This window comes from Pseudomonas sp. GW821-FHT11D10 (assembly GCF_058808435.1).
On record NZ_JBXARR010000009.1, the window covers coordinates 157,446 to 182,269 of the forward strand.

Here is a 24,824-nt window from a genome sequence, read left to right on the forward strand (position 1 = left end):
TTTCATTCCACGGACAAATCGCGGAAGTACTCTTCCAGAAACTCCACACACACCCGCAATTTCGCCGACTCGCTGAGCCGGGTCGGATAGACCGCCCAGACGTTGGCGCTCTGGGTGTAGCCGTCCAGCACCTGCACCAGCCTGCCCTGCTCGAGCATCGGTTTGACGTCCCACATCGAGCGCAACAGGATTCCGCCGCCGCTCAAGGCCCACTCCAGCACGATCTCGCCGCTGTTGGAGGACAACGGGCCATTCACTCGCACCGTTTCTTCCTGTCCGTCCTTGCTCAGGGTCCAGATACCGAACGCGTTGTTGCGCTCCTTGAGCACCAGACAATCATGGTCTTTCAGGTCTTCGAGGGATTGCGGCGTGCCCCGGCGTTCAAGGTATTCCGGCGTGGCGCACAGCACGCGCCGGTTGCTCACCAGTTTGCGCGCCAGATGCTGGCCCGGCAGGTCATCGCCGACGAGGATCTCCAGATCGAAGCCCTCGCCCACCAGATCGACCACCCGGTCGAACACGTCCAGCCGGATATCGAGTTTCGGGCACGACCGGGACAGCTGGCTGATCGCCGGCGCCACATGATTGCGGCCGAAACCGAAGCTGCTGCAAATGTGCAGCGACCCCGCCGGCTGGTGCCGGGCCTGGGAAATCTCGCCGAGAAACTGATCGAAATCCCCGAGCAGCTTCTCCGCCCAGATCCGCACCCGCTCGCCGTCGTCGGTCAGCGCGATGCGCCGGGTGGTGCGGTGCAGCAGCTTGGTCGCCAGCGTGGTTTCCAGCACCGAGATGCGTTTGCTGACGTAGGCCGGTGAGAAGCCCAACTCGTCAGCGGCGCTGGCAAAGCTGTTCTTGCGGATGACGGTGAGGAACACCTTGAGGTCTTCGGGCAAGGGAAATTGGTCACGATTCGTGTTCATAGGCCGCATGCTTCCGCTGTTTATCACGCATTTTGCGAAGGATACCATCGAATCACCGCCTCGCCACCCGAGCCCGGTGCACCGTGGTTTCCCGTCCATCCTCGATAAAAACAAACATGAGGACATGCGTCATGAGCGACTCCCTTGAGCAATCCCTGAACGTCGACGGCCCACGCGCCGGCGGCTTCATCCAGCGCCTGCGCACCTATGAGATCGGCGTGATCCCGCTGCCGATCTTCCTCGGCATCGCCGTGATCGTGTTTCTGTCGGCCCACCTCGGTTTTCTGCCGAAGAACATGATCGGCGGACTGGCCGTGATCATGACCATGGGTGTGTTCTTCGGCCAGATGGGCTCGCGTCTGCCGATCCTGCGGGAAATCGGTGGCGGCGCCATCCTGTGCCTGATGTTGCCGTCGGTGCTGGTGTTCTACGGCTTCTTCGGCGCGCCGACGATCGACGCGACCAAAATGCTGATGAAGGAAGCCAACTTCCTGTACTTCGTGATCGCCAGCCTGGTGGTCGGCAGCATCCTGGGCATGAGCCGGTTCATTCTGGTCCAGGGCATGATCCGCATGTTCATCCCCTTGCTGGCCGGCACTCTGGCCGCCGTCGCGAGCGGGCTGATCGTCGGCAAGCTTGCCGGCTACAGCGTCTACCACACGTTCTTTTTCATCATCGTGCCGATCATTGGCGGCGGCATCGGCGAAGGCATCCTGCCGCTGTCCCTGGCCTATTCGGCGATCCTTGGCGGCACGCCGGACATCTATGTCGCGCAACTGGTCCCGGCGGCCGTGGTCGGCAACATTGCAGCGATCATCTGCGCCGGTTACCTGGCACGACTGGCACTGAAACGCCCAGCCATCAACGGTGAAGGGGCGCTGATCCGGGCGAAAGCCGAAAACGATAAATTCAAGGTCAAGGATGAGTCCGCCACCGCCACCGCCATCGACCTGCGACTCATGGGCGCTGGCGTGCTGGTCATCTGTGCGTTCTTCGTGCTCGGTGGCCTGCTGGAAAAGGTCGTCGGGATTCCGGGGCCGGTGATGATGATTCTCGCGGCGGTGCTGTTCAAATACGTGCGCGTGCTACCGGAGAAACTGGAAAAAGGCGCGCAGTCTTTCTACAAACTGGTGTCGGCCGCCTTCATCTGGCCGGTCATGATTGGCCTGGGCATGCTGTACGTGCCGCTCGACAGCGTGGTGAAGGTGTTCTCTATCGGCTATGTGCTGGTGTGCCTCAGCGTGGTGGTGTCGATGACCGTCGCCGGTTTTTTCATTGGCAACCTGATGAAGATGTACCCCATCGAATCGGCCATCGTGACTTGCTGCCACAGCGGTCTGGGCGGCACCGGCGACGTCGCGATCCTGTCGGCGTCGAACCGGATGTCACTGATGCCCTTTGCGCAGATTTCCACCCGGATCGGCGGCGCCTCGACGGTGATTCTGGCGACGCTGTTGCTGGGTTTGGTCGCCTGAATGCTGGATGAATGCCGGGGTCTGGCGCTTGTCGGAACCCCGGCGCCGTGATCAGGGTTGTCGATTGCTGGCGGTTTGCGTGCCCGGTTCAAACATCGCCTCGAACCGCGATTTGTTGGCCGCGTAATAGGCCGCGACCGCCTGATCCGATGAGGTCTGGCGAGCCTGCATCATCAAGCTTTCCAGATCTGCCTGCGGGATCGAGTAGTGGGCGAAAAAGTACGCCACCTGCGGGTATTCCTGACTGAACCCCTTGCGAGCCATCGCATGGATCTGCTCGGCGCCACCGAAAATCTGCTTCGGATCATCCAGATAGCGCAGCGACCATTTGGAGAACATCCAGTGCGGGCTCCAGGCATTGACCAGTGACCATTTGTCCCGTTTCAGGTTGCGATCCAGTTCATTGAGCATGCCGCTTTCCGAAGACGCCACCAGTTTGTAGCCATCAAGCCTGTATTCCTCGATCGCCTTGACCGTGAGCTTGTACTGGCCGTTGCCCACCTCCGAGGTGAGGATCTTGCCTTCGAGTTTTTCCTTCACTTGCGGCTTGTTCAGATCCTCGACACTGGCCACTTCACTGATCGGCACCGAGGTCGGGACGGCCATGCCGATCCGCCCTTCGTACAGCACGCCGAGGTCTTCGAGGCGATCCTTGTATTTGTCGTAGAACGCCTTGTGGGTACTCGGCAGCCAGACCATCGGGATCAGGTCGATGTTGCCGTTGGCCAGGGCCTGGAACTGAATGCCGATATCGGCCATCACCAGTTTCACCGGTTGTTTGAGGTGATCCTGGAGCGCGGCGCTGGCGAGTTTGACGGTGATTTCGGTGTCCGACCAGTTGACCCAGCCAATGCGCACGGGGGCAGGTTCGGCGGCCTGGGCCTGTGCAGCGAGCGTGGCCAGAATCAGAGCGAAAAGCGTATTTCGATAAGGCGAATGAGCGTTCATCAAGCGTCTTCCTGGGGAGGTGGGATCGGCAGGTATGTCTCAATCTGGACGGCCTTGCGGTTGAGGCGTCTGGCGCAATCCTATGCCTGGGCGAAGCACCGCGCAAGCAAAATGTACACCTGTGTCAGCGATGATTGACACGCCTGTACAGTTGACCTAATTTCAAGTCGCCGAGCCTGATGAAGCCCACCCCGGAGCGCACCACCATGTCCAGCGATCCCCTGTTGCAGCCTTACAAAATCAAGAACCTGACGCTCAGAAACCGGATCATGACCACCGCTCACGAACCGGCCTACCCGGTTGACGGCATGCCCAAGGATTTGTATCGCGCCTACCACGTCGAACGCGCCAAAGCCGGTGTCGCGCTGACCATGACGGCCGGCTCCGCCGCCGTTTCCAGAGACAGCCCGCCGGTGTTCAACAACGTGCTCGCCTACCAGGATGAGGTGGTGAAGTGGCTGAAGGACCTGACCGACGAATGCCACGAGCACGGCGCGGCGGTGATGATCCAGTTGACGCATCTGGGTCGCCGCACCCGCTGGGACAAGGCCGACTGGCTGCCGGTGGTTTCGCCGTCGCACCATCGCGAAGCGGCGCACCGCTCCTTCCCGAAGAAAATGGAAGACTGGGATATCCAGCGCATCATCAAGGACTATGTGGACGCTGCCGAGCGGATGCACGCCGCCGGCATGGACGGTCTGGAGCTGCAAGCCTACGGGCACTTGATGGACCAGTTCTGGTCACCGTTGACCAACGAACTCGACGGCCCGTACGGCGGTTCGCTGGAAAACCGCATGCGCTTCACTTTCGACATCCTGCGCGGGATCCGCCAGCGGGTCGGCGAGGACTTCCTGCTGGGCGTGCGCTACACCGGCGATGAAGGTTTGCCCGGTGGCTTCGATGCCAGCGAAGGCTTGCAGATTTCCCACCTGCTGAAAGACAGCGGGCTGGTGGATTTCCTCAATGTCGTACGCGGCCACATCGACACTGATGCGGGTCTGACCGATGTCATTCCGATCCAGGGCATGCGCAATTCGCCGCATCTGGATTTTGCCGGTGAAATCCGTGCGGCCACCGGATTCCCGACCTTCCATGCGGCCAAAATTCCTGACGTCGCCACCGCTCGCCATGCCATCGCCTCAGGCAAGGTCGATATGGTCGGCATGACCCGGGCGCACATGACCGATCCGCATATCGTGCGCAAGATCATCGAAAAACGTGAGGAAGATATCCGTCCCTGCGTCGGCGCCAACTATTGTCTGGACCGCATCTACCAGGGTGGCGCCGCTTACTGCATCCACAACCCGGCGACCGGCCGGGAAACCACCATGCCCCACGAAATTCCCAAGGCCGCACGCAAACGCAAAGTGCTGGTGATCGGCACCGGTCCTGCGGGACTTGAGGCCGCGCGGGTAGCGGGCGAACGCGGTCATGACGTGACTGTGCTGGAAGCGGCGGATCGCCCCGGCGGGCAGATCCGTTTGACCGCCCTCAGCGAACGTCGGCGGGAGATGATCAGCATCATCGACTGGCGCATGGCGCAGTGCGAACGTCTGGGCGTGAAGTTTCATTTCAACACCTGGGCCGAAACCGACACGGTGCTGCAGCATGAACCGGATGTGGTGATTGTCGCCACCGGCGGCCTGCCCCACACGGACGTGCTCAGTGCAGGCAACGACCTGGTGGTTTCGACCTGGGACATCATTGCCGGTGACATCAAGCCAGGCCGGCATGTCCTGATCTATGACGATGCCGGCGACCACGCTGCGCTACAGGCTGCCGAGGTCATCGCGGCCAGCGGTGCGAGTGTCGAAATCGTCACCCCCGACCGCAGTTTTGCTCCGGAAGTCATGGCGATGAATCTGGTGCCCTACATGCGCAGCCTGCAGGATCTGGATGTCACCTTTACCGTCACCTATCGCGTCGATTCGGTCGAGCGCCGCGACGGGCGACTGGTGGCAACGCTCGGCAGTGATTACGGAACGGTGCACAAGCAGCGGGTGGTGGATCAGGTGGTGGTCAATCACGGCACGATTCCGCTGGATGACCTGTATTTCGACCTGCGCGCCCATTCGAGCAATGGCGGCGCGGTGGAACAACACAACCTGATTGCCGGCAAGACGCAGGACATCGTCACCGACCCGCAGGGACGTTTTCAGCTGTTCAGGATTGGTGACGCCGTGGCCGCACGCAACACCCATGCGGCCATTTACGATGCGTTACGGCTGATGAAAGACCTCTGAACCTGGCCTTCCCTTCTGTGTCGGGAGGGAAGTCGCTGAATCTGCCAACTACAGGCCGCGCCGGGCAACCTGGGCGCCGGCCTGTACGGCTCGCCCCACGATGTCTTCGAGGTTCTGCCCGGTCATCGACTGCAACGCAGCCGCCGTGACCCCGCGATAAGCCATCAAGGCATCCAGCAGAGCTTGCGGTTCCCGCGTCGCCAGCAGTTGACCGCCGCCCACCACCACCGCCCGTGCCGCCCGCTGCGCAATCCGCGCGGGAATACCCGCCGCTTCGGCCTGACTGGCGAGCGCAGCGCACAACAGCGCCGGAAATGCCGGCCCGGTGCCGGACAACGCGCTCAGATAATCGATGCAGTCTTCATCGGGCACCTCGTCCGCCGTGCCCACGCACTCGAACAATCGCTGCAGCCAGTCGCGCTCTTCATCGGCCATGGGGCCGGCCACGAACCACGGCGTATAGGATTGGCGGATCTCCACCGCCGCGTTCGGCATGGCCCGCACCACCACTCGCGCGCCTGTCGCGGCACTGAGAGTGGACGCTGAAATGCCGGCCATCAGCGATACCAGCGTTTTGCCCCGGGCATCGATCTGCAACGCCCGAAACTGCTCGGGCCGGACCGAGAGCACGACGATATCGCTGCTGTCGACCAGCGACTGGTTGTCACTCAACACGCGCACTCCCGGCGCAACATCAGCACTGCCCGAGCGGTTCGAGATCAGCAGATCACTCGGCCTGATGAATTCCAGATCCAGCAACGATTCGGCAATCGCCTTTCCCAGCCAGCCCGTGCCGCCGATGATTCCCAGCGTTCTATTGGTCATCGGGCAGCGCCTCTTCGAAGGTTTCCACCAGTGGAACAAACACCCCCGGCTCCGTCTCGGCATAACCGAACTGACCGAAAAACCGGTCCAGCTCGCGCCGCTTGGGGGACTTTCCGGTGAACACGGTGACGTACTGCGGGATTCGCCGGAACCGCACGATCACGTCTTCGGTGGTTTTCATCGAGATGTAGCCGATCTGCGTGAGATAGATCGTCCGGGCGCGGGCATCAGCCGCCCCCGGCTCGTAACCGAAACGGCGAAACATCGCGGCCAGCGCATTGATCCGCGCATCGTCGGCGAGCGCGATTTGCCCGGCGACTTCATCCGATTGCAACGCCCAGCTGCGCACGGCGAATTCAAACTGCGAATCGAACAACGCGGGGTTCAGCCAGCATTCGAAAACATTGAGGATCGCCTCGGACACGCTTTCGGCATAACGCTCGCACTGCCCCACCAGCCCACCGGTGTTCTTGTCCCGCCAGCGGGCCAGCAGCGCCGCGAGCAGTTGCTCCCGGTCTTCGTAGAACCAGTAGAAGCTGGTGCGCGACAGGTTCAGGCGCTTGGCCAGCGGCATCACCCTGACCGCATCGACTCCGGATTCCTTCAAAGCCTCATACGCGGCGTCCAGCCAGACGTCCACAGAACCGCGCCATCCTGAATCCTGAGCCTTGTTTTTTGTCCGTCCTGCCTGCGTCATTGCAATGCACCTGTCTTTGAGACTGTGACCGGACTTTACACGGGGCGTACACGCAATGTACATCGGCGTACATTTTTCATTTTCGAACGCGCCTCAGCGCCCATCGCGATCTCGATTCAATCGCTTAAAAACGCTGCCGAAAGGTCGGTTGTGCGTGCGCCAAAATCCCTGCATTGGACAGACATGACCGTTCGGCGCTTTTTCTGGCAGCCCTGCACAAACGGGTCTAGGGTTGCGTGGCTGGCAAAATGCTGGCCACTTGGCAAACGTCGCTCGACGAGCGCCATCAGCGGCACTGGAAGAAAAATCAGGGATGGTTTTTGTGCTTGCGCGGGTATTGCACTCTTGAAGAGTGAACGACCTATCCCTGTGTTTCGTTGCTTTCTATCAAGGACAGAAAGATGACCAACGTACAGGTGAGTTTCCCCCATTTGCCCTTTCGGCAAACCCCTTCATTGACGCCCGAGGCCAGGCCCGACGGTTTTGGCTGACAACGCTTGCGCGTGAGCCGGCGCTGCGGCGTCGCCCCTGCGCGAACCCTGTTTGCGGATTGATCAGATCCCGACGGATCAGGCTGTCACGTCGCCGAGAATCCCGGTTGCCGGTAGTTCTGGCCGATGTCGTTCGCCTGCCTGTCAGGAAAGGCGCCCCTTCTGCGCAAGGGGTCGAGCGGCACACACCCACAAGGAAGGCCTCGATATGACCGGTTCAAACCACAACATCCCGCCCTACGGCGTCGCCATCCAGAGCGCGATCACCGGCGGCGATCTGCAGCAGATGAAGACTTTGTTGAAGCAGCGCGATTCAACGAAGCCGGAAGCGAAGGAGCTACAAACCGCGTACGAAAAACTGGCCAAAGAAGTTTCTCGACTGGAAAAACCCTAAGGCCATTTCCCACATTGCAATGGAGGCAATCAACATGTCAGCAACTCAGCAAAATGTCGGCTTGTTCCCGGTGAGCTACCGGATCGGTACGGGCCAGCCAGGGGCGCAGAATCTTGCGCTGAACCTGCTGGTGTCCACGCCACAGCAGCATGTCACCGGCAACGCCGCCGTGACTCAGGCAACCAATCCGCCGCTCGACATCGACTCGGATGTCTGGGGCGAATACACCTACATGACGGTGATGAAGCCCGGTGTCAGCAAGATCCTGATCACCGCCCAGGGCAACCATGGCGGTCCCGGCTCCAATTCCATCATCAACTTCAAGATCCACCTGGTGGTCGGCACCGACTGGCGCGAAGGCGTGGCCAACTATGAATACTTCGACGGCCAGCGCTGGCATGAACTGAACAACGTGCCGGCGCATCTGGTGGAGGTGCCTTCGAACGTGCTCCAGGCTTTCAATCCCGGCCCGGTGATCGAGCCGCACAAACCGGTTCTGCCGCTGTATGCCGCGCCGATTCAGGGCGCCATTGCCAGCGGTGATCTGGCCCAGATGAAAAGCCTGTCCGCACAAGCCAGACAGCAGCTGGAGCAACTGCCGCTGCTGCGCAAAGCAGTGGACGACGCCAACAAGGAAATCAGCCGCGTACAAAGTCGCTGATCGGCAATTGGAACCATAACTTTCACAAGGGAGCAGCATCATGTCGATCGGACTTTTTCACACCCGCCTCATCGCCAGTAACTCACTGCTGGGCGCACCGGTTCTGACCCTCGATATCGTGGTCGATACCGTCCGCAAGAAAGTCAGCGGAACCGCCAGCGTGTTTCAAAGCACCTGGCCACCGGTGAATTTCCATGCCCGGGTCTGGGGCGATTATTCCGAGGCCAGGCTTACGCCATCCACCGAGACCTACCTCATTCTCACCCTCGGCGGTAACCCGAGCGGCCCGCTGAGCCAGATCGCCCAGACCTTCCACCTCAAGGGCATTCTGGGCGACTGGACCAGCGGTTTTGTCGATTACCGCTACAACGAAGGCGGCCAGTGGCAGGACGTACGGCACGTCGCCGTGCATCAGGCGCCGAGCGTCGAGCCACTGCCGCCCGAGCATCATGTCCATCCGCTGTATGCGGTGGCCGTGCAAACGGCTCAGGCCAGCGGTGATCTGGCGCAGTTGAAAGTCGCCGTGCAGCAGGGCGAACAACAGCTGGCCCACGAGGACGCCTTGCGCAGTGCCCTTGCGCAGCTGAATGCGGAAATCGCGCGACTGGAAGCGCGCTAAGCGGTACGGCCCGGGCGCGGTCATGGGTGACCGCGCCCGGTCTTCCAGCCAATCGAGGTCAGTCCACTCGTGCCGCGCACAGGCCCGTGCGCAAGGATCTCCCATGACAGACAACCGCCCTGCCCGCTACCTCAGCGATACCGATCTCAAACGCTACGTGCCGGTGCACGTGGTCTGGGAAATCACCCTCGCCTGCGACCTCAAGTGTCTGCATTGCGGCTCCCGCGCGGGGCATCGGCGTCCCAATGAACTCAACACCCGCGAATGCCTCGACGTGATCGATTCCCTCGCCGCCCTCGGCACCCGCGAGATCACCCTGATCGGCGGCGAAGCCTATTTGCGCAAGGACTGGACGCAACTGATCCGCGCCATCCACGACCACGGCATGTACTGCGCGATCCAGACTGGCGGACGCAATCTGACCCCGGCGAAGATGCAGGCAGCGGTCGATGCGGGGCTCAACGGGGTCGGGATTTCCCTGGACGGACTCGCGCCGCTGCACGACAAGGTGCGCAACGTGCCCGGTTCGTTCGACAAGGCCGTCGACACCCTGCGCCGGGCCAAGGCGTCGGGATTGGCGGTGAGCGTCAACACCCAGATCGGCGCGGCCACGTTGCCCGATTTGCCGGAGCTGATGAACACCATCATCGAGCTCGGCGCCACCCATTGGCAGATCCAGATCACGGTGGCCATGGGCAACGCCGTCGACCATCCGGAGCTGTTGCTCCAGCCTTATAAGCTGCTGGAAGTGATGCCGCTGCTCGCCCGGTTGTACCGCGACGGGCTGGATCGCGGATTGCTGATGAACGTCGGCAACAACATCGGTTATTACGGCCCTTACGAACATCTATGGCGCGGCTTCGGTGACGAGCGCGTGCACTGGAGCGGCTGCGCGGCCGGCCAGACCGTGCTGGCGCTGGAAGCAGACGGCACGGTGAAAGGTTGCCCGTCACTGGCGACCGTCGGTTTTTCCGGCGGCAACGTGCGCAACATGAGCCTGCACGACATCTGGCATTACAGCGAAGGCATGCACTTCGGCCGCCTGCGCTCGGTCGATGACCTGTGGGGCTACTGCCGAAGCTGCTATTACAACGACGTCTGCCGGGGCGGCTGCACCTGGACGTCGCACTCGCTGCTGGGCAAACCCGGCAACAATCCTTACTGCCATTACCGAACCCTGGAATTGCAAAAACAGGGTTTGCGCGAGCGTATCGTCAAAGTCGAAGACGCCGCCCAGCGCTCCTTCGCCGTCGGACGTTTTGACCTGATCACCGAACGCATCGACACCGGCGAAAAAGTCAGCAGCGTCAGCGACAGCGGCCAAGTGATCAAACTGGCCTGGATCAATCAGGGCCAGTCCTCCCCCGAGGAAGGACGCCTGCCGACGCAACTGGCTCTGTGCCGCGACTGCCTGCAATACATTCAGCCGCACGAATCGATCTGCCCGCACTGCCACGCCGATGTCGCCGCCGCCGAGGCCCGGCACCTGACCGACCGGGCGCGGCAGCAGGCGATCATGAAGACGCTGACCGGGTTGCTGGCGGGAGTGCCGGGTTCGATGAGCTGATACACCTGGCTCCGGTCATGCGGAGCCAGAGACGGTGCCCGAATTCACGTCCTTGTGGAGGTGGAAGCGCTCGCATATGATATTCGATCTCATTTGCATGGCATGCGTGGCAGCTCAATGGCATCGGTCGATACGAATCCGCTCACCGTTCTTTACGAACAGCAGCACCGCTGGTTGCGCAACTGGCTGTATCGGCAGTTGAGCTGTTCACAGCGCGCCGCCGACCTGATGCAGGACACCTTCATGCGCCTGCTGGTCAGCAATGAAGCACTGGAAATCCGCCAGCCCCGGCCGTTCCTGGCGAAAGTGGCGCGCAGCGTGTTGTCCAACCATTTTCGTCGCGCGCGCCTGGAGAAGGCTTATCTGGAGGCGTTGCAGTGCGAGGCCGAGGAAACCCTGCCGGACCTGGCCACCCAATTGATTCTTTTCGAGACGCTGGTGCGACTGGATGAAGCGCTGTCCGCCCTTGATATCGCCGTGAAAAAAGCCTTTCTCTGGTCGCAGCTGGACGGTCTGAGCCATGCCGAGATCGCCGCGCGACTGGGCATCTCGATCGCCACGGTCAAGCGCCACATCATCAAGGCCGGTGCGTGCTGCATGCTGGTGGCGCAGGCCCACTCATGAGCACCGTGCCTGCCCCCTCGCTTCAGGAACCCTCCCTGTCCTTGCAGTTGTGCGAAGAAGCGATGGAATGGTGGCTGGACCTGCACGACGCCCACCCCGATGCCTCTGCACAGGCGGCGCTCACTGCGTGGCGCAATCAGGACCCGCTGCATGAAGTGGCCTGGCAAAGAGCCGTGGTATTGGGCGGAAAGCTCGAAGCCCTGCGCCGTCAAGGTCAACCACGCCTCGCCCGGCAAGCCTTGCTGCTGCCGGCCAGCAACGGGCTGAGCCGGCGCGGGGCAATCAAGGGGCTGGCCCTGTTGCTGGCCAGCGGCGCCAGTGCCTGGGCAGCCCGCGACAGTGGGCTGGTCTCGCGGGTCGGCGCCGACTTCGCCACCGGGGTCAATCAACAGCAACGGCAGGTACTGAGCCGCGACCTGTCGTTGCAACTCAACACCCGCAGTGCGCTCGACGCCCGCCTGAATGACCAGCAATGGCAGCTCGACTTGCTCGAGGGCGAAGCCCTGATCGACAGCACATTCAAGACCACGGCGCTGACCCTGCAAACCGCCCAGCTGCAAGCCCGGGCCTCCAATGCACGCTTCACGGTGCGCCGGCTCGACAATGACTCGACGCTGTTGGCGGTCTATCGCGGAACACTTCAAGTCACGCCGCGAACCAGCGGCACCGTCACGGTTCTGCAGTCCGGAAACCTCGCGCGGTTCAGTGCTCGCGCCCTTCTGGATCAAGGCGTCTTGAACGCCTCCGCGGCCGCCTGGACCGAAGGCATGATCGTCGCCGACGGGCAGCCGCTCGGCATTTTTCTCGATGAACTGGCCCGTTATCGCCGTGGGCATCTGGGTTGTGACCCGGCCCTGGCCAATTTGCGCGTTTGGGGCACTTATCCGCTGGCCGACAGTGACCGGATCATCGACGCCGTCGCCCAGACGCTCAAGCTCGATGTGCAGCGTTTCACCCGGTTATGGGTCAATCTGCGTCCGCCACCGAACACGGTCTGACATTTTTTTGCGCCGCGATGAGCCGTTTTGATTTCTGGCGAGACTCATAAGCCATCAATCAATCTTCGGGAAGTCGTCCATGCATCGCCGCAGTCTCTCTTCACACCTCGCGCCCTCACCGCTGAGTTCACTGGCTTGTGCCTGTGCCTTGTCCGCCGCTTGCGCATGGCCGTCCTGGGCGGTTGCCGAGACCAACCTGCGTCACTACGACATCGCACCGGCTTCGCTGGGCACCGCCCTCAACCAGTTCGGGCAACAGGCCCATTTGTTGTTGTCGTTTCCCGAGGGTCTGGTCGTTGGTCAGCGCAGCCTGGGCCTGAATGGCGATTACACGGTAGAAGCCGGCTTGCAGACGTTGCTCGAAGGCAGTCAGTTGATGGCCGTGCGTCAGCCCGACGGACGCTACACGCTGCAACCGGCACCCGCGTCGTCCAGCCTGGAATTGCAGAGCATTTCCATCTCCGGCAAGGCGCCGGGCTCCACCACCGAAGGCACCGGGCTCTACACCACGTACTCGTCCAGCAGCTCGACACGCCTGAACCTCACACCCAAGGAAACCCCGCAGTCGCTGACCGTCATGACCCGCCAGCGCCTGGACGACCAGCGCCTGACCAACCTCAGCGACACCCTCGACGCCACGCCGGGCATCATCGTGTTGCGTGACGGTCTGGGCGCAGAATCCGATGGTTATTTCTCTCGCGGCTTCGAGATCCAGAACTTCGAAATCGACGGCGTGCCGACCGTCAAGCGCATGGACAATTACACCCAGAGCATGGCGATGTACGACCGCGTGGAAGTGGTGCGCGGCGCCACCGGCCTGATCAGCGGACTGGGCAGCCCCTCGGCGACCATCAACCTGATCCGCAAGCGGCCGACCGCCGAAGCCCAGGCCAGCGTCACCGCCGAGGCCGGCAACTGGGATCGCTATGGCACCGGCTTTGATGTGTCAGGCCCGTTGACCGAAACCGGCAACATTCGCGGCCGGCTGGTGGCCGATTTCAAGACCGAGCAATCCTGGGTCGAACGCTATAAACAGGACTCGCAACTGATTTACGGCATCACCGAGTTCGACCTGAGCGAAGACACCCTGCTGACCATGGGCTTCAGCTATCAACGTACCGACGTCGATTCGCCGATGCGCTCCGGCCTGCCGACCCGCTTCACCGACGGCTCGCGCACCCACCTCAAGCGCTCGCTGAACTCGGCGCAGACCTGGTCCTACAACGATCACGAGCAGACCAGTTTCTTCACCTCGATCGAACAGCAGTTCGCCAACGGCTGGAGCGGCAAGGTCGAACTCACCCACTCCGAGAACAAGTTCGACGAGGTCTTCAACTACGTCAACGGTGGCCTCAACCCGGACGGCAGTGGCACCACGCAGTTGCCGGTGCGTTTCTCCGGCACACCGCGCCAGAACAACATCGACGCCTACCTGACCGGGCCTTTCGACCTGCTGGGCCGCGAGCATGAATTGATCGCCGGTGTGACGCTGTCCAACTACTACGAAAACGTACCGAATTACGGTGGCTGGAAGTATGACTACTCCGGCTCCCCCGCCGGCGCCATCGACAACCTGCTGAACTGGAACGGTGACTCGCTCAAACCGGAGTTCAATGCCACCGGTAAGTCCACCACTGAAGAAACCCAGTACGCCGCCTACCTCGCATCGCGCCTGCACGTCACGGATGATTTGAGCGTGCTGCTCGGCAGCCGTGTGCTCGACTGGCATCGCGACATCGAAGACAAGCCCTACGGCGCTGCGCACACCAAGACCAAGGAATCGGAAACCGGCGTCTACATCCCGTATGCGGGCGTGGTCTATGACCTCGACGACACCTGGTCGCTGTACGCCAGCTACACCAAGATCTTCAACCCGCAGTCATCGTGGGTGCGCGACATCAACAACAAACCTCTGGACCCGATGGAAGGCACCGGCTACGAAGTCGGCGTGAAAGGCAGCCACTTCGACGGCAAGCTCAATTCCAGCTTCGCCCTGTTCAAAATCGAGCAGGATAACCTGGCGATCTGGATCGACACTCCGGGCGGCAACACCTACAAGTCCGAACAAGGCACCACCACCAAGGGCGCCGAATTCACCCTCGACGGCGAACTGGCCGACGGCTGGCAAGCGTCCGCCGGTTATGCCTACGCGGTCAGCACCGATGCCGATGACCAGCGCATCGTCACCACGCTGCCCCGGCACAGCCTGAAAACCTTTACCAGCTATCGCCTGCCCGGCATTCTGGACAAGGTCACGATTGGCGGTGGCGTGAACTGGCAGAGCAAGACCGGTGCCGATCTGCACACCTTCCAGCAGGGCAGCTACGCCGTCACCAACCTGCTGGCGCGTTACGACATCAACAAGAACCTCAGTGCCTCGGTCAACCTGAACAACGTGTTCGACCGCGAGTACCTGAGCTACGCCGGCGACCACGGCATGTACGGCGCACCGCGCAACATCATGTCCGGGTTCAAATACACCTTCTGAGGCCGGATCCACGTGGGAAGGGCCGGGTTCATCGACCCGGCTCTGCAAGCATCCGCCCGGTTGCCGCTAAAAATCTCGAACTCGCGCCACAGCGCTGCATCCAACGTTTAAGCCAACGGAGGTCAGCGCCATGAACAACGACAGCAAAGCTCCACCCACCGATACGTCCGGCAAACCGGTCAATGTGGTCAAACGCGATCTTGAGGACCCGGACGACGACACCCGCGGCGTGGATGAGGTCATCACGCCCTCGTCGACCCGCACCAAGGAGCAGGACGCTGAAGAGTTGCAACGCAAGGTCGACGAAATCGAACGCAAGGTTGCAGACGGCAACTGATCGGTTCGTCGAGGCAGGTCTTTGCCAGGTTTTCGGGCTGCAGCGGTCGCGCCGGTTTGCATGGCGATCGCTGAAAAGCCCGAAAAACCTGACCGGCGATGCCGTCCGGGAAATAAGTAGCTGTTTTCCCTGAAATTTATTGGCTTCAGGGGTTCACAGAACGCAAGAGCGCTGGTAAAGTGCCGCCCACTGTTGCAGAGGTCCTCCCGGGACTGAAACCAATAGCTACAGGGGCGTCGCCAAGCGGTAAGGCAGCAGGTTTTGATCCTGCCATGCGTTGGTTCGAATCCAGCCGCCCCTGCCATTTTTTCCTCGTTTCACCCTCCTCCGCTTCACCTCTGCCTCAACGGCAAATCACTTCTTTGCATTCAACGTAATCGCCGAACGCACCAGCGCTTTCAGAGCCTTTGCATCTATTTTATCGTCTTCGTGAACATCGATCGCCCGCCGGGTATTGCCCTCCAGGCTGGCATTGAACAGTCCTGACGGATCCTCCAGCGCCGCGCCTTTGGCAAAAGTCATTTTCACCACGGCCTTGTAGGTTTCCCCAGTGCAGATGATGCCGTTGTGTGACCAGACCGGAACACCCCGCCACTTCCACTCCTCGACGACCTCCGGATCCGCCTCATGAATGATCGCGCGGATCTCGGCCAGCTTCTGGCCGCGCCAGTCGTTCAGTTCCTTGATTCTTGCGTCGATCAACGCAGAGGGATTCTCGGTCGCCGCGCCGCTGCTGTCCTTCTTCATTTCCTTGTTCTCCCGAATACCTTTTCCGCTATCCAGCGTAGCGCCGACTGCGCCAAACGCCGGGCAAAAAAAGCCCCGCAAGGTGCGGGGCAAAGAATTGGTTGGTTGCGGCCAACCAAAGGAGCATCGTCAAAAGCGTTAACCGTCAGGCGTTACAGGCACTCCTGGGCAGCCCGTTCAAAACTCGACGGCATGAAACTCGACGCCAGCAAGTGGCGTTCATATAAAAAGACCTTGCCGCCATCCTGTGCCTTGTAGGCTTCCAGGACGTTGTCTGCCGACACCTTGCTCGGCACCACGATCCGGTAGCTGCGCTGGGTTTGCGACACGGTCGGGTTCAGCGCACTGCCCTGCAGTTTCGGCACAACGCATTCGGCGTACTGGGCGGGCGTCTTGTGCGTCTGCAAGGTCAGCGTCGGGTCGTTCGGCGCGGAGGCGCAAGCGGTCAGCAGTAAAGCGGCAGAAGCCATGGCAGGGATAAAAAAGGCACGCATGGATAAAATCCTGAAAATAAAAGGTTTGGTTCTTCGGCAACGTTCAGTGTCACGGGCACTGCCGTTGCCGTTTTTGATTAGGGTGTTCAGCCTGCACTCACCAGGGCTTTGAGCGAGTCATCGAACTGTTTCAAGGCACTCAGTTGCAGATCGCGCTGCTGTTCGATCCCGGCAGCGATTTCGGGCGCTGCCTTGTTGTGAACCCACACCGAAGGCAGTTGCTTCTCCACCGCGCCTTCGGCCTTGCCGATGTATTGCAGGTTGGCGTCGTAGAAGCGTGCAGCGAACCGCGCTTCGACCTGACTGTTGCGTTGGGTCAGCAGCCGGTTGTGGGTGTCGAGCATCACCACCACGTCCGGATGGGCCTGCACCAGCGCATCGAGGCTGTCGTAGACGGTCACCGAGAGAAACTGTTGTTGCAGCGAACTCATCAGCCAGTCGATGGCCAGCTCCGGATCGGAGCTGTCGACGAAGGCATCACGGATCCGTGCATCGAGCGCATCCTTGGCACCGTTCACCGCCACATCGTGGTAACGCTCGAGGTATTGCAGGTTGTCCAGGGTGTTTTCGCTGTACAGCACACCGACGGTTTGCGAGTGCTGCAGCCCGCTGCTGGTTCCTGCGATGGGCAGAAAATGGCACGACCGGGCGTCGTCTGCGTAAGCCGGGGCTACGGTGGCGGCCACCCCGCCCATCAGCAGGGCGACTACAGCCAGTCGGGTCAAAGTCTTCATCGCGCAATTCCTTCAGCGGCGTGTTCGATGGAGGCGATTTTCCGCCCATTGGCGCCAAAGCAGAACTTGCGTTTCTTGATGGTCACTATTACTTGAACCAATAGTTGCGCGGCGTGCAGACTGCTGCACACTCAATCACAACGAAAACAGATGAGGATTACCCGTGCGAACCTTTGATCTGATCCGCGATGCCGTCCTGCCCGAATTCCGCGACCGGGTGGCCGAATACCTGGTCGAATACGAAACCGTGCTGGGCAAGTCAGCGGACAATTCGGAATCAGTGCGGGCCGCGGCCAATCAGTTGCGCGGTTATCTTCGCGGCCTCAATACCACCCGAGTGCTGGGCATGGCGGACTGGGAAGAACTCGATCGGCGCGTGCTGAACACCTGGCTAGCGCCCGCTCGATGACACGCTAGACTCTTCAGGCTGCGCCCGCAGCGCCAGACCTGGAGGTGTCCCATGAGCAATAACACCGAACCTACGACATTCACCGGCTGGGCCGCCACCTCGGCCGGCGCGCCGCTGGAGCGCTTCAGTTACGACCCCGGCCCGCTGGGCGATGAGGAAGTCGAAGTCGCCGTGGAGTACTGCGGCGTCTGTCACTCCGACCAGTCGCTGATCGACAACGACTGGGGCATCAGCCAATACCCGTTCATTCCCGGCCATGAAGTGGTCGGCCGCATCGTGCGCACAGGCCCGCAGGTGCGCGGTCTGGAAGTCGGCCAGCGCGTGGGGATCGGCTGGTACAAGGGCAGCTGCATGCATTGCTCGTCCTGCATCGGTGGTTCCCATCATCTTTGCGCCACCGCCAAACCGACGATCATCGGCAGCCATGGCGGATTCGCCGATCGGCTGCGCACCCATTGGGCCTGGGCGCTGAAACTCCCGGACAACCTCGACCCGGCCCTCGCCGGCCCGTTGTTCTGCGCCGGCTCCACGGTCTTCAATCCGCTGGTGGAATTCGGCATCAAGCCGACCGACCGGGTCGGCGTGGTGGGCATCGGCGGCCTCGGTCACCTGGCCCTGCGCTTTCTCAATGCCTGGGGATGCGACGTCACGGCCTTCACCTCTTCACTGAGCAAACAGGACGAAGCCAAACGCCTCGGCGCCCACAAGGTCGTCGCCTCCACCGACAGCGAAGCGCTGAAAGCGATTGCCGGCACCCTCGACTTTCTGCTGATCACCGCCAACGCCAACCTCGACTGGACGGCCATGCTCGCCACCCTGCGCGGCAAGGGCCGGCTGCACTTCGTCGGCATCGTGCCCGACGCGATTCCGGTGCACGTGTTCAACCTCATCCCGCAACAGAAATCCCTGTCAGCCTCCCCGGTCGGCTCGCCCGCCACGGCGGCGACCATGCTGGAGTTCTGCGCGCGGCATCAGATCCTGCCGCAGGTGGAGGAGTTTCCGATGAGCAAGGTCAATGAGGCTGTCGACCATCTGCGCAGCGGCAAGGCGCGGTACCGGATTGTGTTGAACGCCAGCAAATGAACCCAAAGGCGCGTGAGTCAAAAACTCACGCGCCTTTTTTGCGCTTGCTGAAGACCTATCAATATTTTTATACCTGCACGCCAAAAACAGAATTTCATTTATAGATACGCAATCCCTAGCCTCTCGCCATCTTCCACTTGCGAGAGGCTCCCATGCCATTTGTCATTTACATCTTCACCCTCAGCGCCTTCGCCCTCGGGCTCGCTGAATTCGTGCCGATCGGCCTGACCGAGGTCATGGCGCAAAGTCTCGGCGTCAATGTCGAGGCCACCGGCGCGACCATCACTGCCTATGCTTTGGGCGCTACCGTTGCCGCGCCGGTCTTCAGCGCGCTGACCGCCAGTTGGTCACGCAAGAATGTGATGCTGGCGACGGCGCTGGTGTTCAGCGCCGGCAGCCTGGCGGCGGCGTTTTCCAGCACCCTGACGCTGATGCTGATCGCCCGCTTCATCGCCGGCATGGGCCATGGTCTGTTCCTGGCCGTGGCGTCGAGTACCGCCGCACGACTGGCGGGTCCCGGCCGGGCAGGCAGCGCGGTCGCCGTGGTGTTTGGTGGTTTCACCCTGGCCATGGCCATCGGCGTGCCGATCAGCACCTATCTGGGCAGCGTGATGTCGTGGCGTCTGGTGCTGGCCGCCATTGCAGTGTTCGGTGCGATCGGTTTCTTCGGCTTGCTGTTCGGCATGCGCGATCCACTGCCGACCGCCGCCGGCAGCGGTTCGGCCCTCGACAGTCTCAAGTCATTGTTGAACCGCAAACTGTTGGCCGGTGCGCTGGTCACAGTGCTCGGTTACGCCGGCTCGTTTGTGGCCTACACCTACATCGCTCCGGTGCTGACAGATGTCACCGGCACCACCGCCGCCACCGTCGGCGTGTTCATGCTGCTTTACGGCGTGATGGCTGCCATCGGCAACGTGCTCGGCGGCAAACTCACCGATGCATGGGGCGTCGACCGCGCCAGTGCCACGCTGATTGCCGGCATCGCACTGGTCACCGCGGGCATGTGGGCGTTCTCCGATTCGTCGTTGTTGATGGGCGTGCTGGTGGCGTTGCTCGGAATGTTCAGCTTCGCCGCCGTGCCGGCCTTGCAGGCGAGACTGATCGGGATTGCCGAACAGCATGCGCCTCACGCCCACGGCGTCGCCGCCGGCCTGAACATTGCCGGGTTCAACTCCGGAATTGCCCTCGGCTCGGTGGCCGGGGGCGTGACCATCAGCCAGATTGGCCTGAGCTACGTCGGCCTCACCGGCGCAGTGGTTTCGGCACTGGGTCTGCTGCTGATTCTCGGGCAGATGTCGGCGAGCTCCGCGCCGCGTTATCGCCCGGCTGACAACGCCTGACGAACCTTGCTTCGGGAAACGCTGCAACGGCGTTTTCCCGAGGCGAGCACGCCTGCCACCCGCCATGGTAAAAACCAGATTCAGCCCCCGGACGTCGCCAACCCATGAGCCACCTCACTCACCTGCGAACCTTCCTCGAAGCCTACCGCGCCAGGTCGTTTTCCAAAGCCGCCGAGCATCTGGGCATCACCCAGCCGGCGGCTTCGATGCATGTTCAGGCTGTGGAAGCGCTGGTGGGCAAACCACTGTTTCATCGACTGCCGAGGGGCGTCGAGCCGACCGAAGCCGCCGATGAGCTGGCCCGCTCGGTCGCGCCTTATCTGGACGGTCTGGAAAACAAGATTGCGTCATTGCGCCCCGGCCTGCTCAAGGGCGGCACGATTCATCTGGTCGGTCCTTCGGACTTCATTCACTCGCAAGTCGCCGCTCGATTGGCACCATTGATGGACGAAGGTTTCTTCCTGCGCTTTCACACCGGCACGAAAAAACGCATCTACGAGATGCTCGAATCAAAGCAGATCGATTTCGCGATCACCGCCTCCCTGCCTGACGAACAGACCCATGGTTTCGCCCATCTGCTGACCGAACGCATGCTGCTGGTCTACGCGCCGAGCCTGCTTGATCGCTTGGGCCAACACCCGACGCAGGAGCAACTGACTCAAGTCCCGCTGATTGCCTTCGACGAAGACCTCGCGCTGGTGCGCCCGCTGTGGTCGTCGATGTTCCAGATCGCCCCGCAACTGCAAGCGTCGCTGACCATTCCGGATCTGCGGATCATCAAGGACCTCGCCATCGGCGGCCACGGCTGGACGGTCCTGCCGGATTATCAGTGTGCCGATGCGATTGCCGATGGCCGCCTGATTTCCCCGACCGTGCCCGCCGAGGCCCCCGTCAACGTGCTGTATCTGGTGTGGCGCAAGAGCGCGTTGCAGAGTCCGAGCCGGGTGTATGTGCGGGACTATCTGTTGAATGCATTCGCCCCGATGTGACAAACCAGCAAATAACCAGAAAGCATTAATAAATAAACAATCAGTATTTATCGTTATAAAAATCTCGGCGTACTCTCACTTCATCCCGTCATTGAACACAGTGAAGTGCGCCATGAAACCGACTGACAACCTGATCGACTTCGCCGCCTACCGCAAACGCCGCCACGCCCAGCAACAGGCCCGGCTGATGTGGGAAATGTATGCGCGCAATGCCGGTTATCAGGCTTACCAGTGGGTGCAGGCCGCTCGTTCCAGCGAGACGCGTCAAGCGTGAACGCCCGTGAACCCTCGCGCTTTCTAGCGAGCGCCGATGAACCTGTGCTGGACCTGAACAACCTCGAATCCCTCGAAGAAGACCCGATCTGTGAACGCGTCGCGCAGAACCTGCAACGCCTGCGCGGCAAGCGGCACCTGTCGCTCGATGCCCTCGCCCGCCAGTGCGGCGTGAGCCGTGCGATGCTGGCGCAGATCGAATCCGGGCGCAGCGTGCCGTCGATCAAGGTGCTGTGCAAAATCGCCAAGGGTTTGAAGGTGTCGGTGGCGGCGTTTCTCGAACATCGCGCGTTTGAAGGCGTGGCCGTGTTGTCGGCGAGCCAGAGCAAGCGGCTGGTCAGCGCCAGCGGTGCCTTTGTCAGCCGTGCGCTGTTTCCCTTTGATGTAGCGCGCCAGTCAGAATTTTATGAACTGCGCCTGAGCCCGCTGGGCGAGGATCAATCCGAGGGCCACGGCCCGGGCGTACAGGAAAATCTGGTGGTGGCTCAGGGCGTGCTGGAGATCAGCGTCAACGACGAGCGCTATCTGCTGTCGACAGGCGACTCGATCCTGTTCTACGCCGACCAGCCCCATCGATACCGCAACCCCGCCGACAGTGAAGCGGTGGCGTATCTGGTGGTGACCTACCCCGAACGCCTGGACTGACAGACAGACAACAAAAAGCCCGACCGGAAATCTCCCGGTCGGGCTTTTTCATGCCTGAAGACTTAGCAGGTGCAGCACATCATCGGCATGCCGTTGCAGCTCATCATCATCGGCATGCTGCAGTCGTTCATCATCTTCATCATCAGGGCGCAGCAGTTTTTCATCATGTCCATGTTCATGCCCGGCATCGGCATGATTTTGCACATCATGCAGTCGGCCATCATGGTGCATTCCATCACGCACTTCATCGATGGCATCGGCATGCCCATCATCGGCATCGGCATCATCATGTTCATCATCGGCATGGCCATGGCCGCCGGGGACATGCACATCATGCTCATGTTGCCGCAATGCATCATCATCGGCATGCCGCAGTCCATCATCATCTGCATCATTTCAGCGCTGTTCTTGAACATGGCCATGTCCATGCCAACGGCCGGCATCATCTTGCACATCATGCCGTCGTCCATCATGTCGCAGCTCATGGTAGCCATCATCATCGGCATGCCCGTCATCGGCATCATCGGCATGTTGGCGTTCATCGGCATTTGCATCTGCATGGCGTTCATCATGGTGTAGCTCCCTGAGGATTAAGAACTGGATGAGAAGTTGATGGAGCGGATTCTAAGGATTGGGAAATCCGCAACAAGCTGTTCATCGAGCAGCAAAAAGTGCTGTTCAAACGCTTCAAGTGCAGCGTTCCGTGCGACTTGAACCGTTGCAGCAGCAGAGTAGACGCCATGACAGATCCGGCAAATGCGGGAGCAGGTTTTTAAACGTCATGGATATGCGATCCAACACCAAGCAAATAACTTAAAGAAATATTCGTTCTAACCAGCGGGCATTATTTTCACGTTGTTTGCTTATTCCATTAGTTCAGCGACGATCCACTTTTTAATCTTTTATTGCTATTAGCCGTCCCCTCTATAATTCGGGACAGTTCTTAACAATAAGGAAGTTCCATGCCGCAACGTTTTCTACTGGCAGCACTGTTCCTGGCGGTCGCCGGGTGTGCCAGCCCTCCTCCGGTTTCCGTGCATACCAAGGACCCCGCCAGTTCGACCCTGCAAGGCGATGCCACACGGCCGGCGCAGGCGCAGTGGGTGCGCACCGAGTTGTACTTCTCGGTGGGGCCGCTGGAAGGCAAGGAAGGTGTGGTGAGCCCGGCGCGCTGGCGCGAGTTTCTCGATCAGGAAGTGACGACACGGTTCCCGGACGGGTTCAGCGTGTTCGATGCGTATGGGCAGTGGAAGGACCACGACGCGAAAGTGCCCGAGCGACTGGCGACCAAGGTGATCGTGATCCTGCACGAAAGCAGCGCGAAACGTGAGAGTGACATCGAGGCGATTCGTTTGGCTTACAAGCGGATTACGGGGGATTTGTCGGTGCTTCGTTTGTCTCAGCCGGCCGCGGTGTCCTTTTAATCTACGCTCCGTTGCAGAGCCTGCCGAGGTGTCGACACCAGGCGGCTCAACCCGGCCAGCAACAACGCGCCAACCACCAACACCCCGATCCCCAAAAACGCCCCCAACCCCACTACCGTCACGCTGGAATACAGCATGTAAACGCACAACCCGAAAAACAGCAGCGGCAAAACCGGATACAGCGGCACCCTCACCGGCCGAGTCACCTCGGGAAAACGCCGCCGAAGAATAATCAACGCCACGCTACTCAAACTCAAAAACAACCAGTACACCGGCGTCAGATACTCAACCATGGTGTTGAAACCACTCTGGGTAAAACTGCCAAACAACACCAGCAACAACGCCACCGCCCCCTCGGCCAGCAACGCCTTGCGCGGTACGCCGTCGCGTTCGTCCCATTCCCCGAAGCGACGCAGTTGCGGCACATCGCGGGCGGCGGCGTAAGTGGTGCGGGCGCCGACCAGCAAGGTCGAGTTGATGGTGGCGATGGCCGCGATGCCGACCATCAACAGAATCAGCAGCACGCCGGGGGCGCCGAAGGCGCGGTTCAACAGTTCCACCGCCGGCGCGTTGCTCGCCGCCAGGCCTTCGAATCCCAGCCCTTGGACGAACGCCCAGTTCAGCGCCAGATAGATCGCCATCAACACCGTCAGCGCACCGAGCATGGCGATGAAAATTCCACGTCGTCCGTCGCGCACTTCAGCCGATAAGGTCGCCGCATCGCTCCAGCCGCCGAAGGCCAGAAACACGAAGATCATCGCCGCAGAAAACCCTGCCGCGCCAGTGTGCTCAGGCACGACCGGATCGCTGGGCAGCGCGGGTTCGATCCCTTGCCACGCCAGCCAGACTCCGGCGCTGGCAATACTCACGAACCCGAGAGCAAGCAGCCCGACCAGCACCGTCTGAGTAATGAATCCAATGTGCTTGCCCGTCAGATTCAGCAGCACCAAAGCGGCAATGATCGCACCGGCAAACACCCCCGATCCGTAATGCCCCAACGGCACGACCGCATTGAAGTAGTCGGCAAACATGAACGCCGACAACGCGATCCACCCGGTGTGCATCACCGAGAATCGCGACCAGGCAAACAGGAAACCCATGCGCTCGCCATAAGCGGTGCGCAGGAAATGATAGTCACCGCCCGGATGCGGGAACGCGGTGGCCATCTCGGCAAAGCACAAGGCCCCGGCCATCGACGCCAGTCCGCCGAGCACCCAGACCCAATAGAAATGTTCCGGCCCGACGTTCAAGGCAACGGTCGGCGCGGTTTTGAGAATATCGGTGGTGATGACCATGCCCAGCGTGATCAGCAATGCCTGGAACACCGGCAGGTGCCGCTTGGGGCCATTGGTTTGAGTCATGAAGGTTCCCACTGATGATCCGCCATCCATGGCGGAAA

The 24,824-nt window shown here is 61.1% G+C and carries 26 protein-coding genes and 1 tRNA gene; 18 read left to right on the top strand and 9 right to left on the bottom strand.

What is annotated here, in order from left to right; all coding sequences use genetic code 11:
- Window positions 1-2: 2 nt before the first annotated feature.
- On the bottom strand, window positions 3-920 hold the full coding sequence (locus AC1RT4_RS23770) for a LysR substrate-binding domain-containing protein (RefSeq protein ID WP_273896848.1): 918 nt from the start codon (window positions 918-920) through the stop codon (window positions 3-5).
- 131 nt (window positions 921-1,051) lie between these two features.
- Between AC1RT4_RS23770 and AC1RT4_RS23775 the strand changes: the two genes are divergently transcribed.
- The gene (locus AC1RT4_RS23775; RefSeq protein ID WP_493088291.1) at window positions 1,052-2,395 is read left to right on the top strand and encodes a 2-hydroxycarboxylate transporter family protein; all 1,344 of its coding nucleotides are present in this window, start codon (window positions 1,052-1,054) and stop codon (window positions 2,393-2,395) included.
- Between the two features lie 51 nt (window positions 2,396-2,446).
- On the opposite strand, the gene AC1RT4_RS23780 is transcribed toward AC1RT4_RS23775, so the two are convergent.
- Window positions 2,447-3,343: a glycine betaine ABC transporter substrate-binding protein gene (locus AC1RT4_RS23780; RefSeq protein WP_085604684.1), complete on the bottom strand. Its 897-nt coding sequence runs from the start codon at window positions 3,341-3,343 to the stop codon at window positions 2,447-2,449.
- A gap of 206 nt (window positions 3,344-3,549) precedes the next feature.
- Here AC1RT4_RS23780 and AC1RT4_RS23785 point away from each other — a divergent pair, with 206 nt between their 5' ends.
- Window positions 3,550-5,586 carry an oxidoreductase gene (locus AC1RT4_RS23785; protein ID WP_493088293.1) on the top strand — a complete coding sequence of 679 codons (2,037 nt, stop codon included), beginning with the start codon at window positions 3,550-3,552 and terminating at the stop codon, window positions 5,584-5,586.
- A 48-nt stretch (window positions 5,587-5,634) separates the two neighbouring features.
- Here AC1RT4_RS23785 and AC1RT4_RS23790 read toward each other — a convergent pair whose 3' ends face one another.
- Window positions 5,635-6,411, bottom strand: a complete 777-nt coding sequence (locus tag AC1RT4_RS23790; protein WP_493088295.1) for a pyrroline-5-carboxylate reductase family protein — start codon at window positions 6,409-6,411, stop codon at window positions 5,635-5,637.
- Window positions 6,401-7,108 carry a TetR/AcrR family transcriptional regulator gene (locus tag AC1RT4_RS23795; protein WP_085604695.1) on the bottom strand — a complete coding sequence of 236 codons (708 nt, stop codon included), beginning with the start codon at window positions 7,106-7,108 and terminating at the stop codon, window positions 6,401-6,403. Before AC1RT4_RS23795 ends, AC1RT4_RS23790 begins: the two co-directional genes overlap by 11 nt.
- 699 nt (window positions 7,109-7,807) lie before the next feature.
- Between AC1RT4_RS23795 and AC1RT4_RS23800 the strand changes: the two genes are divergently transcribed.
- From AC1RT4_RS23800 to AC1RT4_RS23840, 9 genes are all read left to right on the top strand, one after another.
- Window positions 7,808-7,993, top strand: coding sequence for a DUF1843 domain-containing protein (locus AC1RT4_RS23800; RefSeq protein WP_041475227.1), 186 nt, complete (start codon window positions 7,808-7,810; stop codon window positions 7,991-7,993).
- A 34-nt stretch (window positions 7,994-8,027) separates the two neighbouring features.
- Window positions 8,028-8,654, top strand: a complete 627-nt coding sequence (locus AC1RT4_RS23805; RefSeq protein ID WP_493088297.1) for a DUF1842 domain-containing protein — start codon at window positions 8,028-8,030, stop codon at window positions 8,652-8,654.
- Window positions 8,655-8,694: 40 nt separating this feature from the next.
- The gene (locus AC1RT4_RS23810; RefSeq protein WP_493088299.1) at window positions 8,695-9,273 is read left to right on the top strand and encodes a DUF1842 domain-containing protein; all 579 of its coding nucleotides are present in this window, start codon (window positions 8,695-8,697) and stop codon (window positions 9,271-9,273) included.
- A 103-nt stretch (window positions 9,274-9,376) separates the two neighbouring features.
- A complete protein-coding gene (locus AC1RT4_RS23815; RefSeq protein WP_493088300.1) occupies window positions 9,377-10,840 on the top strand; it encodes a GDL motif peptide-associated radical SAM/SPASM maturase in 1,464 nt (487 codons plus the stop codon).
- 117 nt (window positions 10,841-10,957) lie between these two features.
- Window positions 10,958-11,464: a sigma-70 family RNA polymerase sigma factor gene (locus AC1RT4_RS23820; protein ID WP_493088302.1), complete on the top strand. Its 507-nt coding sequence runs from the start codon at window positions 10,958-10,960 to the stop codon at window positions 11,462-11,464.
- Window positions 11,461-12,462, top strand: coding sequence for a DUF4880 domain-containing protein (locus tag AC1RT4_RS23825; RefSeq protein WP_493088304.1), 1,002 nt, complete (start codon window positions 11,461-11,463; stop codon window positions 12,460-12,462). The genes AC1RT4_RS23820 and AC1RT4_RS23825 overlap by 4 nt, the downstream gene beginning before the upstream one ends.
- Before the next feature lie 79 nt (window positions 12,463-12,541).
- Window positions 12,542-14,950 (top strand): TonB-dependent siderophore receptor, encoded by a 2,409-nt coding sequence (locus AC1RT4_RS23830; RefSeq protein WP_493088306.1) that lies wholly within the window; start codon window positions 12,542-12,544, stop codon window positions 14,948-14,950.
- A gap of 130 nt (window positions 14,951-15,080) precedes the next feature.
- Entirely contained in the window at window positions 15,081-15,287 is a 207-nt protein-coding gene (locus AC1RT4_RS23835; protein WP_007955480.1) for a hypothetical protein, read from the top strand.
- A 229-nt stretch (window positions 15,288-15,516) separates the two neighbouring features.
- Window positions 15,517-15,591: transfer RNA gene (locus AC1RT4_RS23840), tRNA-Gln, on the top strand.
- Window positions 15,592-15,641: 50 nt separating this feature from the next.
- Here AC1RT4_RS23840 and AC1RT4_RS23845 read toward each other — a convergent pair.
- The 3 genes from AC1RT4_RS23845 to AC1RT4_RS23855 all read right to left on the bottom strand — a co-directional run bounded on the left by AC1RT4_RS23845 (window position 15,642) and on the right by AC1RT4_RS23855 (window position 17,262).
- Window positions 15,642-16,034, bottom strand: a complete 393-nt coding sequence (locus AC1RT4_RS23845; protein WP_493088308.1) for a DUF1801 domain-containing protein — start codon at window positions 16,032-16,034, stop codon at window positions 15,642-15,644.
- A gap of 152 nt (window positions 16,035-16,186) precedes the next feature.
- Entirely contained in the window at window positions 16,187-16,528 is a 342-nt protein-coding gene (locus tag AC1RT4_RS23850) for a hypothetical protein (RefSeq protein WP_493088309.1), read from the bottom strand.
- Between the two features lie 86 nt (window positions 16,529-16,614).
- A complete protein-coding gene (locus tag AC1RT4_RS23855) occupies window positions 16,615-17,262 on the bottom strand; it encodes an ATPase (RefSeq protein WP_493088310.1) in 648 nt (215 codons plus the stop codon).
- A gap of 163 nt (window positions 17,263-17,425) precedes the next feature.
- Here AC1RT4_RS23855 and AC1RT4_RS23860 point away from each other — a divergent pair, with 163 nt between their 5' ends.
- The 6 genes from AC1RT4_RS23860 (at window position 17,426) to AC1RT4_RS23885 (ending at window position 22,001) form a co-directional block, all read left to right on the top strand.
- Window positions 17,426-17,671, top strand: a complete 246-nt coding sequence (locus AC1RT4_RS23860) for a hypothetical protein (protein ID WP_493088312.1) — start codon at window positions 17,426-17,428, stop codon at window positions 17,669-17,671.
- Window positions 17,672-17,722: 51 nt separating this feature from the next.
- Entirely contained in the window at window positions 17,723-18,754 is a 1,032-nt protein-coding gene (ahr, locus tag AC1RT4_RS23865; RefSeq protein WP_493088314.1) for an NADPH-dependent aldehyde reductase Ahr, read from the top strand.
- Window positions 18,755-18,906: 152 nt separating this feature from the next.
- Window positions 18,907-20,094 (top strand): MFS transporter, encoded by a 1,188-nt coding sequence (locus tag AC1RT4_RS23870; protein ID WP_493088315.1) that lies wholly within the window; start codon window positions 18,907-18,909, stop codon window positions 20,092-20,094.
- Window positions 20,095-20,198: 104 nt separating this feature from the next.
- Window positions 20,199-21,083, top strand: a complete 885-nt coding sequence (locus AC1RT4_RS23875) for a LysR family transcriptional regulator (protein WP_493088317.1) — start codon at window positions 20,199-20,201, stop codon at window positions 21,081-21,083.
- A 112-nt stretch (window positions 21,084-21,195) separates the two neighbouring features.
- Window positions 21,196-21,357, top strand: coding sequence for a hypothetical protein (locus AC1RT4_RS23880; RefSeq protein WP_493088319.1), 162 nt, complete (start codon window positions 21,196-21,198; stop codon window positions 21,355-21,357).
- A 53-nt stretch (window positions 21,358-21,410) separates the two neighbouring features.
- A complete protein-coding gene (locus AC1RT4_RS23885) occupies window positions 21,411-22,001 on the top strand; it encodes a helix-turn-helix domain-containing protein (RefSeq protein WP_165369529.1) in 591 nt (196 codons plus the stop codon).
- 62 nt (window positions 22,002-22,063) lie between these two features.
- Here AC1RT4_RS23885 and AC1RT4_RS23890 read toward each other — a convergent pair whose 3' ends face one another.
- The gene (locus AC1RT4_RS23890) at window positions 22,064-22,573 is read right to left on the bottom strand and encodes a hypothetical protein (RefSeq protein WP_493088321.1); all 510 of its coding nucleotides are present in this window, start codon (window positions 22,571-22,573) and stop codon (window positions 22,064-22,066) included.
- A gap of 390 nt (window positions 22,574-22,963) precedes the next feature.
- On the opposite strand from AC1RT4_RS23890, the gene AC1RT4_RS23895 reads away from it, so the two are divergent.
- On the top strand, window positions 22,964-23,425 hold the full coding sequence (locus AC1RT4_RS23895) for a DUF3574 domain-containing protein (RefSeq protein ID WP_179695356.1): 462 nt from the start codon (window positions 22,964-22,966) through the stop codon (window positions 23,423-23,425).
- Here the strand turns inward: AC1RT4_RS23895 and AC1RT4_RS23900 are convergent.
- A complete protein-coding gene (locus AC1RT4_RS23900; protein ID WP_493088323.1) occupies window positions 23,422-24,786 on the bottom strand; it encodes an APC family permease in 1,365 nt (454 codons plus the stop codon). The two genes, AC1RT4_RS23895 and AC1RT4_RS23900, sit on opposite strands and share 4 nt — an antisense overlap.
- Window positions 24,787-24,824: the final 38 nt, after the last annotated feature.

What these genes read in the sequence shown, in the direction of transcription:
- AC1RT4_RS23770 (WP_273896848.1), bottom strand. Translation starts at nt 920, where the DNA reads ATGAACACGAATCGTGACCAATTTCCCTTGCCCGAAGACCTCAAGGTG.
- AC1RT4_RS23775 (WP_493088291.1), top strand. Translation starts at nt 1,052, where the DNA reads ATGAGCGACTCCCTTGAGCAATCCCTGAACGTCGACGGCCCACGCGCC.
- AC1RT4_RS23780 (WP_085604684.1), bottom strand. Translation starts at nt 3,343, where the DNA reads ATGAACGCTCATTCGCCTTATCGAAATACGCTTTTCGCTCTGATTCTG.
- AC1RT4_RS23785 (WP_493088293.1), top strand. Translation starts at nt 3,550, where the DNA reads ATGTCCAGCGATCCCCTGTTGCAGCCTTACAAAATCAAGAACCTGACG.
- AC1RT4_RS23790 (WP_493088295.1), bottom strand. Translation starts at nt 6,411, where the DNA reads ATGACCAATAGAACGCTGGGAATCATCGGCGGCACGGGCTGGCTGGGA.
- AC1RT4_RS23795 (WP_085604695.1), bottom strand. Translation starts at nt 7,108, where the DNA reads ATGACGCAGGCAGGACGGACAAAAAACAAGGCTCAGGATTCAGGATGG.
- AC1RT4_RS23800 (WP_041475227.1), top strand. Translation starts at nt 7,808, where the DNA reads ATGACCGGTTCAAACCACAACATCCCGCCCTACGGCGTCGCCATCCAG.
- AC1RT4_RS23805 (WP_493088297.1), top strand. Translation starts at nt 8,028, where the DNA reads ATGTCAGCAACTCAGCAAAATGTCGGCTTGTTCCCGGTGAGCTACCGG.
- AC1RT4_RS23810 (WP_493088299.1), top strand. Translation starts at nt 8,695, where the DNA reads ATGTCGATCGGACTTTTTCACACCCGCCTCATCGCCAGTAACTCACTG.
- AC1RT4_RS23815 (WP_493088300.1), top strand. Translation starts at nt 9,377, where the DNA reads ATGACAGACAACCGCCCTGCCCGCTACCTCAGCGATACCGATCTCAAA.
- AC1RT4_RS23820 (WP_493088302.1), top strand. Translation starts at nt 10,958, where the DNA reads ATGGCATCGGTCGATACGAATCCGCTCACCGTTCTTTACGAACAGCAG.
- AC1RT4_RS23825 (WP_493088304.1), top strand. Translation starts at nt 11,461, where the DNA reads ATGAGCACCGTGCCTGCCCCCTCGCTTCAGGAACCCTCCCTGTCCTTG.
- AC1RT4_RS23830 (WP_493088306.1), top strand. Translation starts at nt 12,542, where the DNA reads ATGCATCGCCGCAGTCTCTCTTCACACCTCGCGCCCTCACCGCTGAGT.
- AC1RT4_RS23835 (WP_007955480.1), top strand. Translation starts at nt 15,081, where the DNA reads ATGAACAACGACAGCAAAGCTCCACCCACCGATACGTCCGGCAAACCG.
- AC1RT4_RS23845 (WP_493088308.1), bottom strand. Translation starts at nt 16,034, where the DNA reads ATGAAGAAGGACAGCAGCGGCGCGGCGACCGAGAATCCCTCTGCGTTG.
- AC1RT4_RS23850 (WP_493088309.1), bottom strand. Translation starts at nt 16,528, where the DNA reads ATGCGTGCCTTTTTTATCCCTGCCATGGCTTCTGCCGCTTTACTGCTG.
- AC1RT4_RS23855 (WP_493088310.1), bottom strand. Translation starts at nt 17,262, where the DNA reads ATGAAGACTTTGACCCGACTGGCTGTAGTCGCCCTGCTGATGGGCGGG.
- ahr (WP_493088314.1), top strand. Translation starts at nt 17,723, where the DNA reads ATGAGCAATAACACCGAACCTACGACATTCACCGGCTGGGCCGCCACC.
- AC1RT4_RS23870 (WP_493088315.1), top strand. Translation starts at nt 18,907, where the DNA reads ATGCCATTTGTCATTTACATCTTCACCCTCAGCGCCTTCGCCCTCGGG.
- AC1RT4_RS23875 (WP_493088317.1), top strand. Translation starts at nt 20,199, where the DNA reads ATGAGCCACCTCACTCACCTGCGAACCTTCCTCGAAGCCTACCGCGCC.
- AC1RT4_RS23880 (WP_493088319.1), top strand. Translation starts at nt 21,196, where the DNA reads ATGAAACCGACTGACAACCTGATCGACTTCGCCGCCTACCGCAAACGC.
- AC1RT4_RS23890 (WP_493088321.1), bottom strand. Translation starts at nt 22,573, where the DNA reads ATGATGAACGCCATGCAGATGCAAATGCCGATGAACGCCAACATGCCG.
- AC1RT4_RS23895 (WP_179695356.1), top strand. Translation starts at nt 22,964, where the DNA reads ATGCCGCAACGTTTTCTACTGGCAGCACTGTTCCTGGCGGTCGCCGGG.
- AC1RT4_RS23900 (WP_493088323.1), bottom strand. Translation starts at nt 24,786, where the DNA reads ATGACTCAAACCAATGGCCCCAAGCGGCACCTGCCGGTGTTCCAGGCA.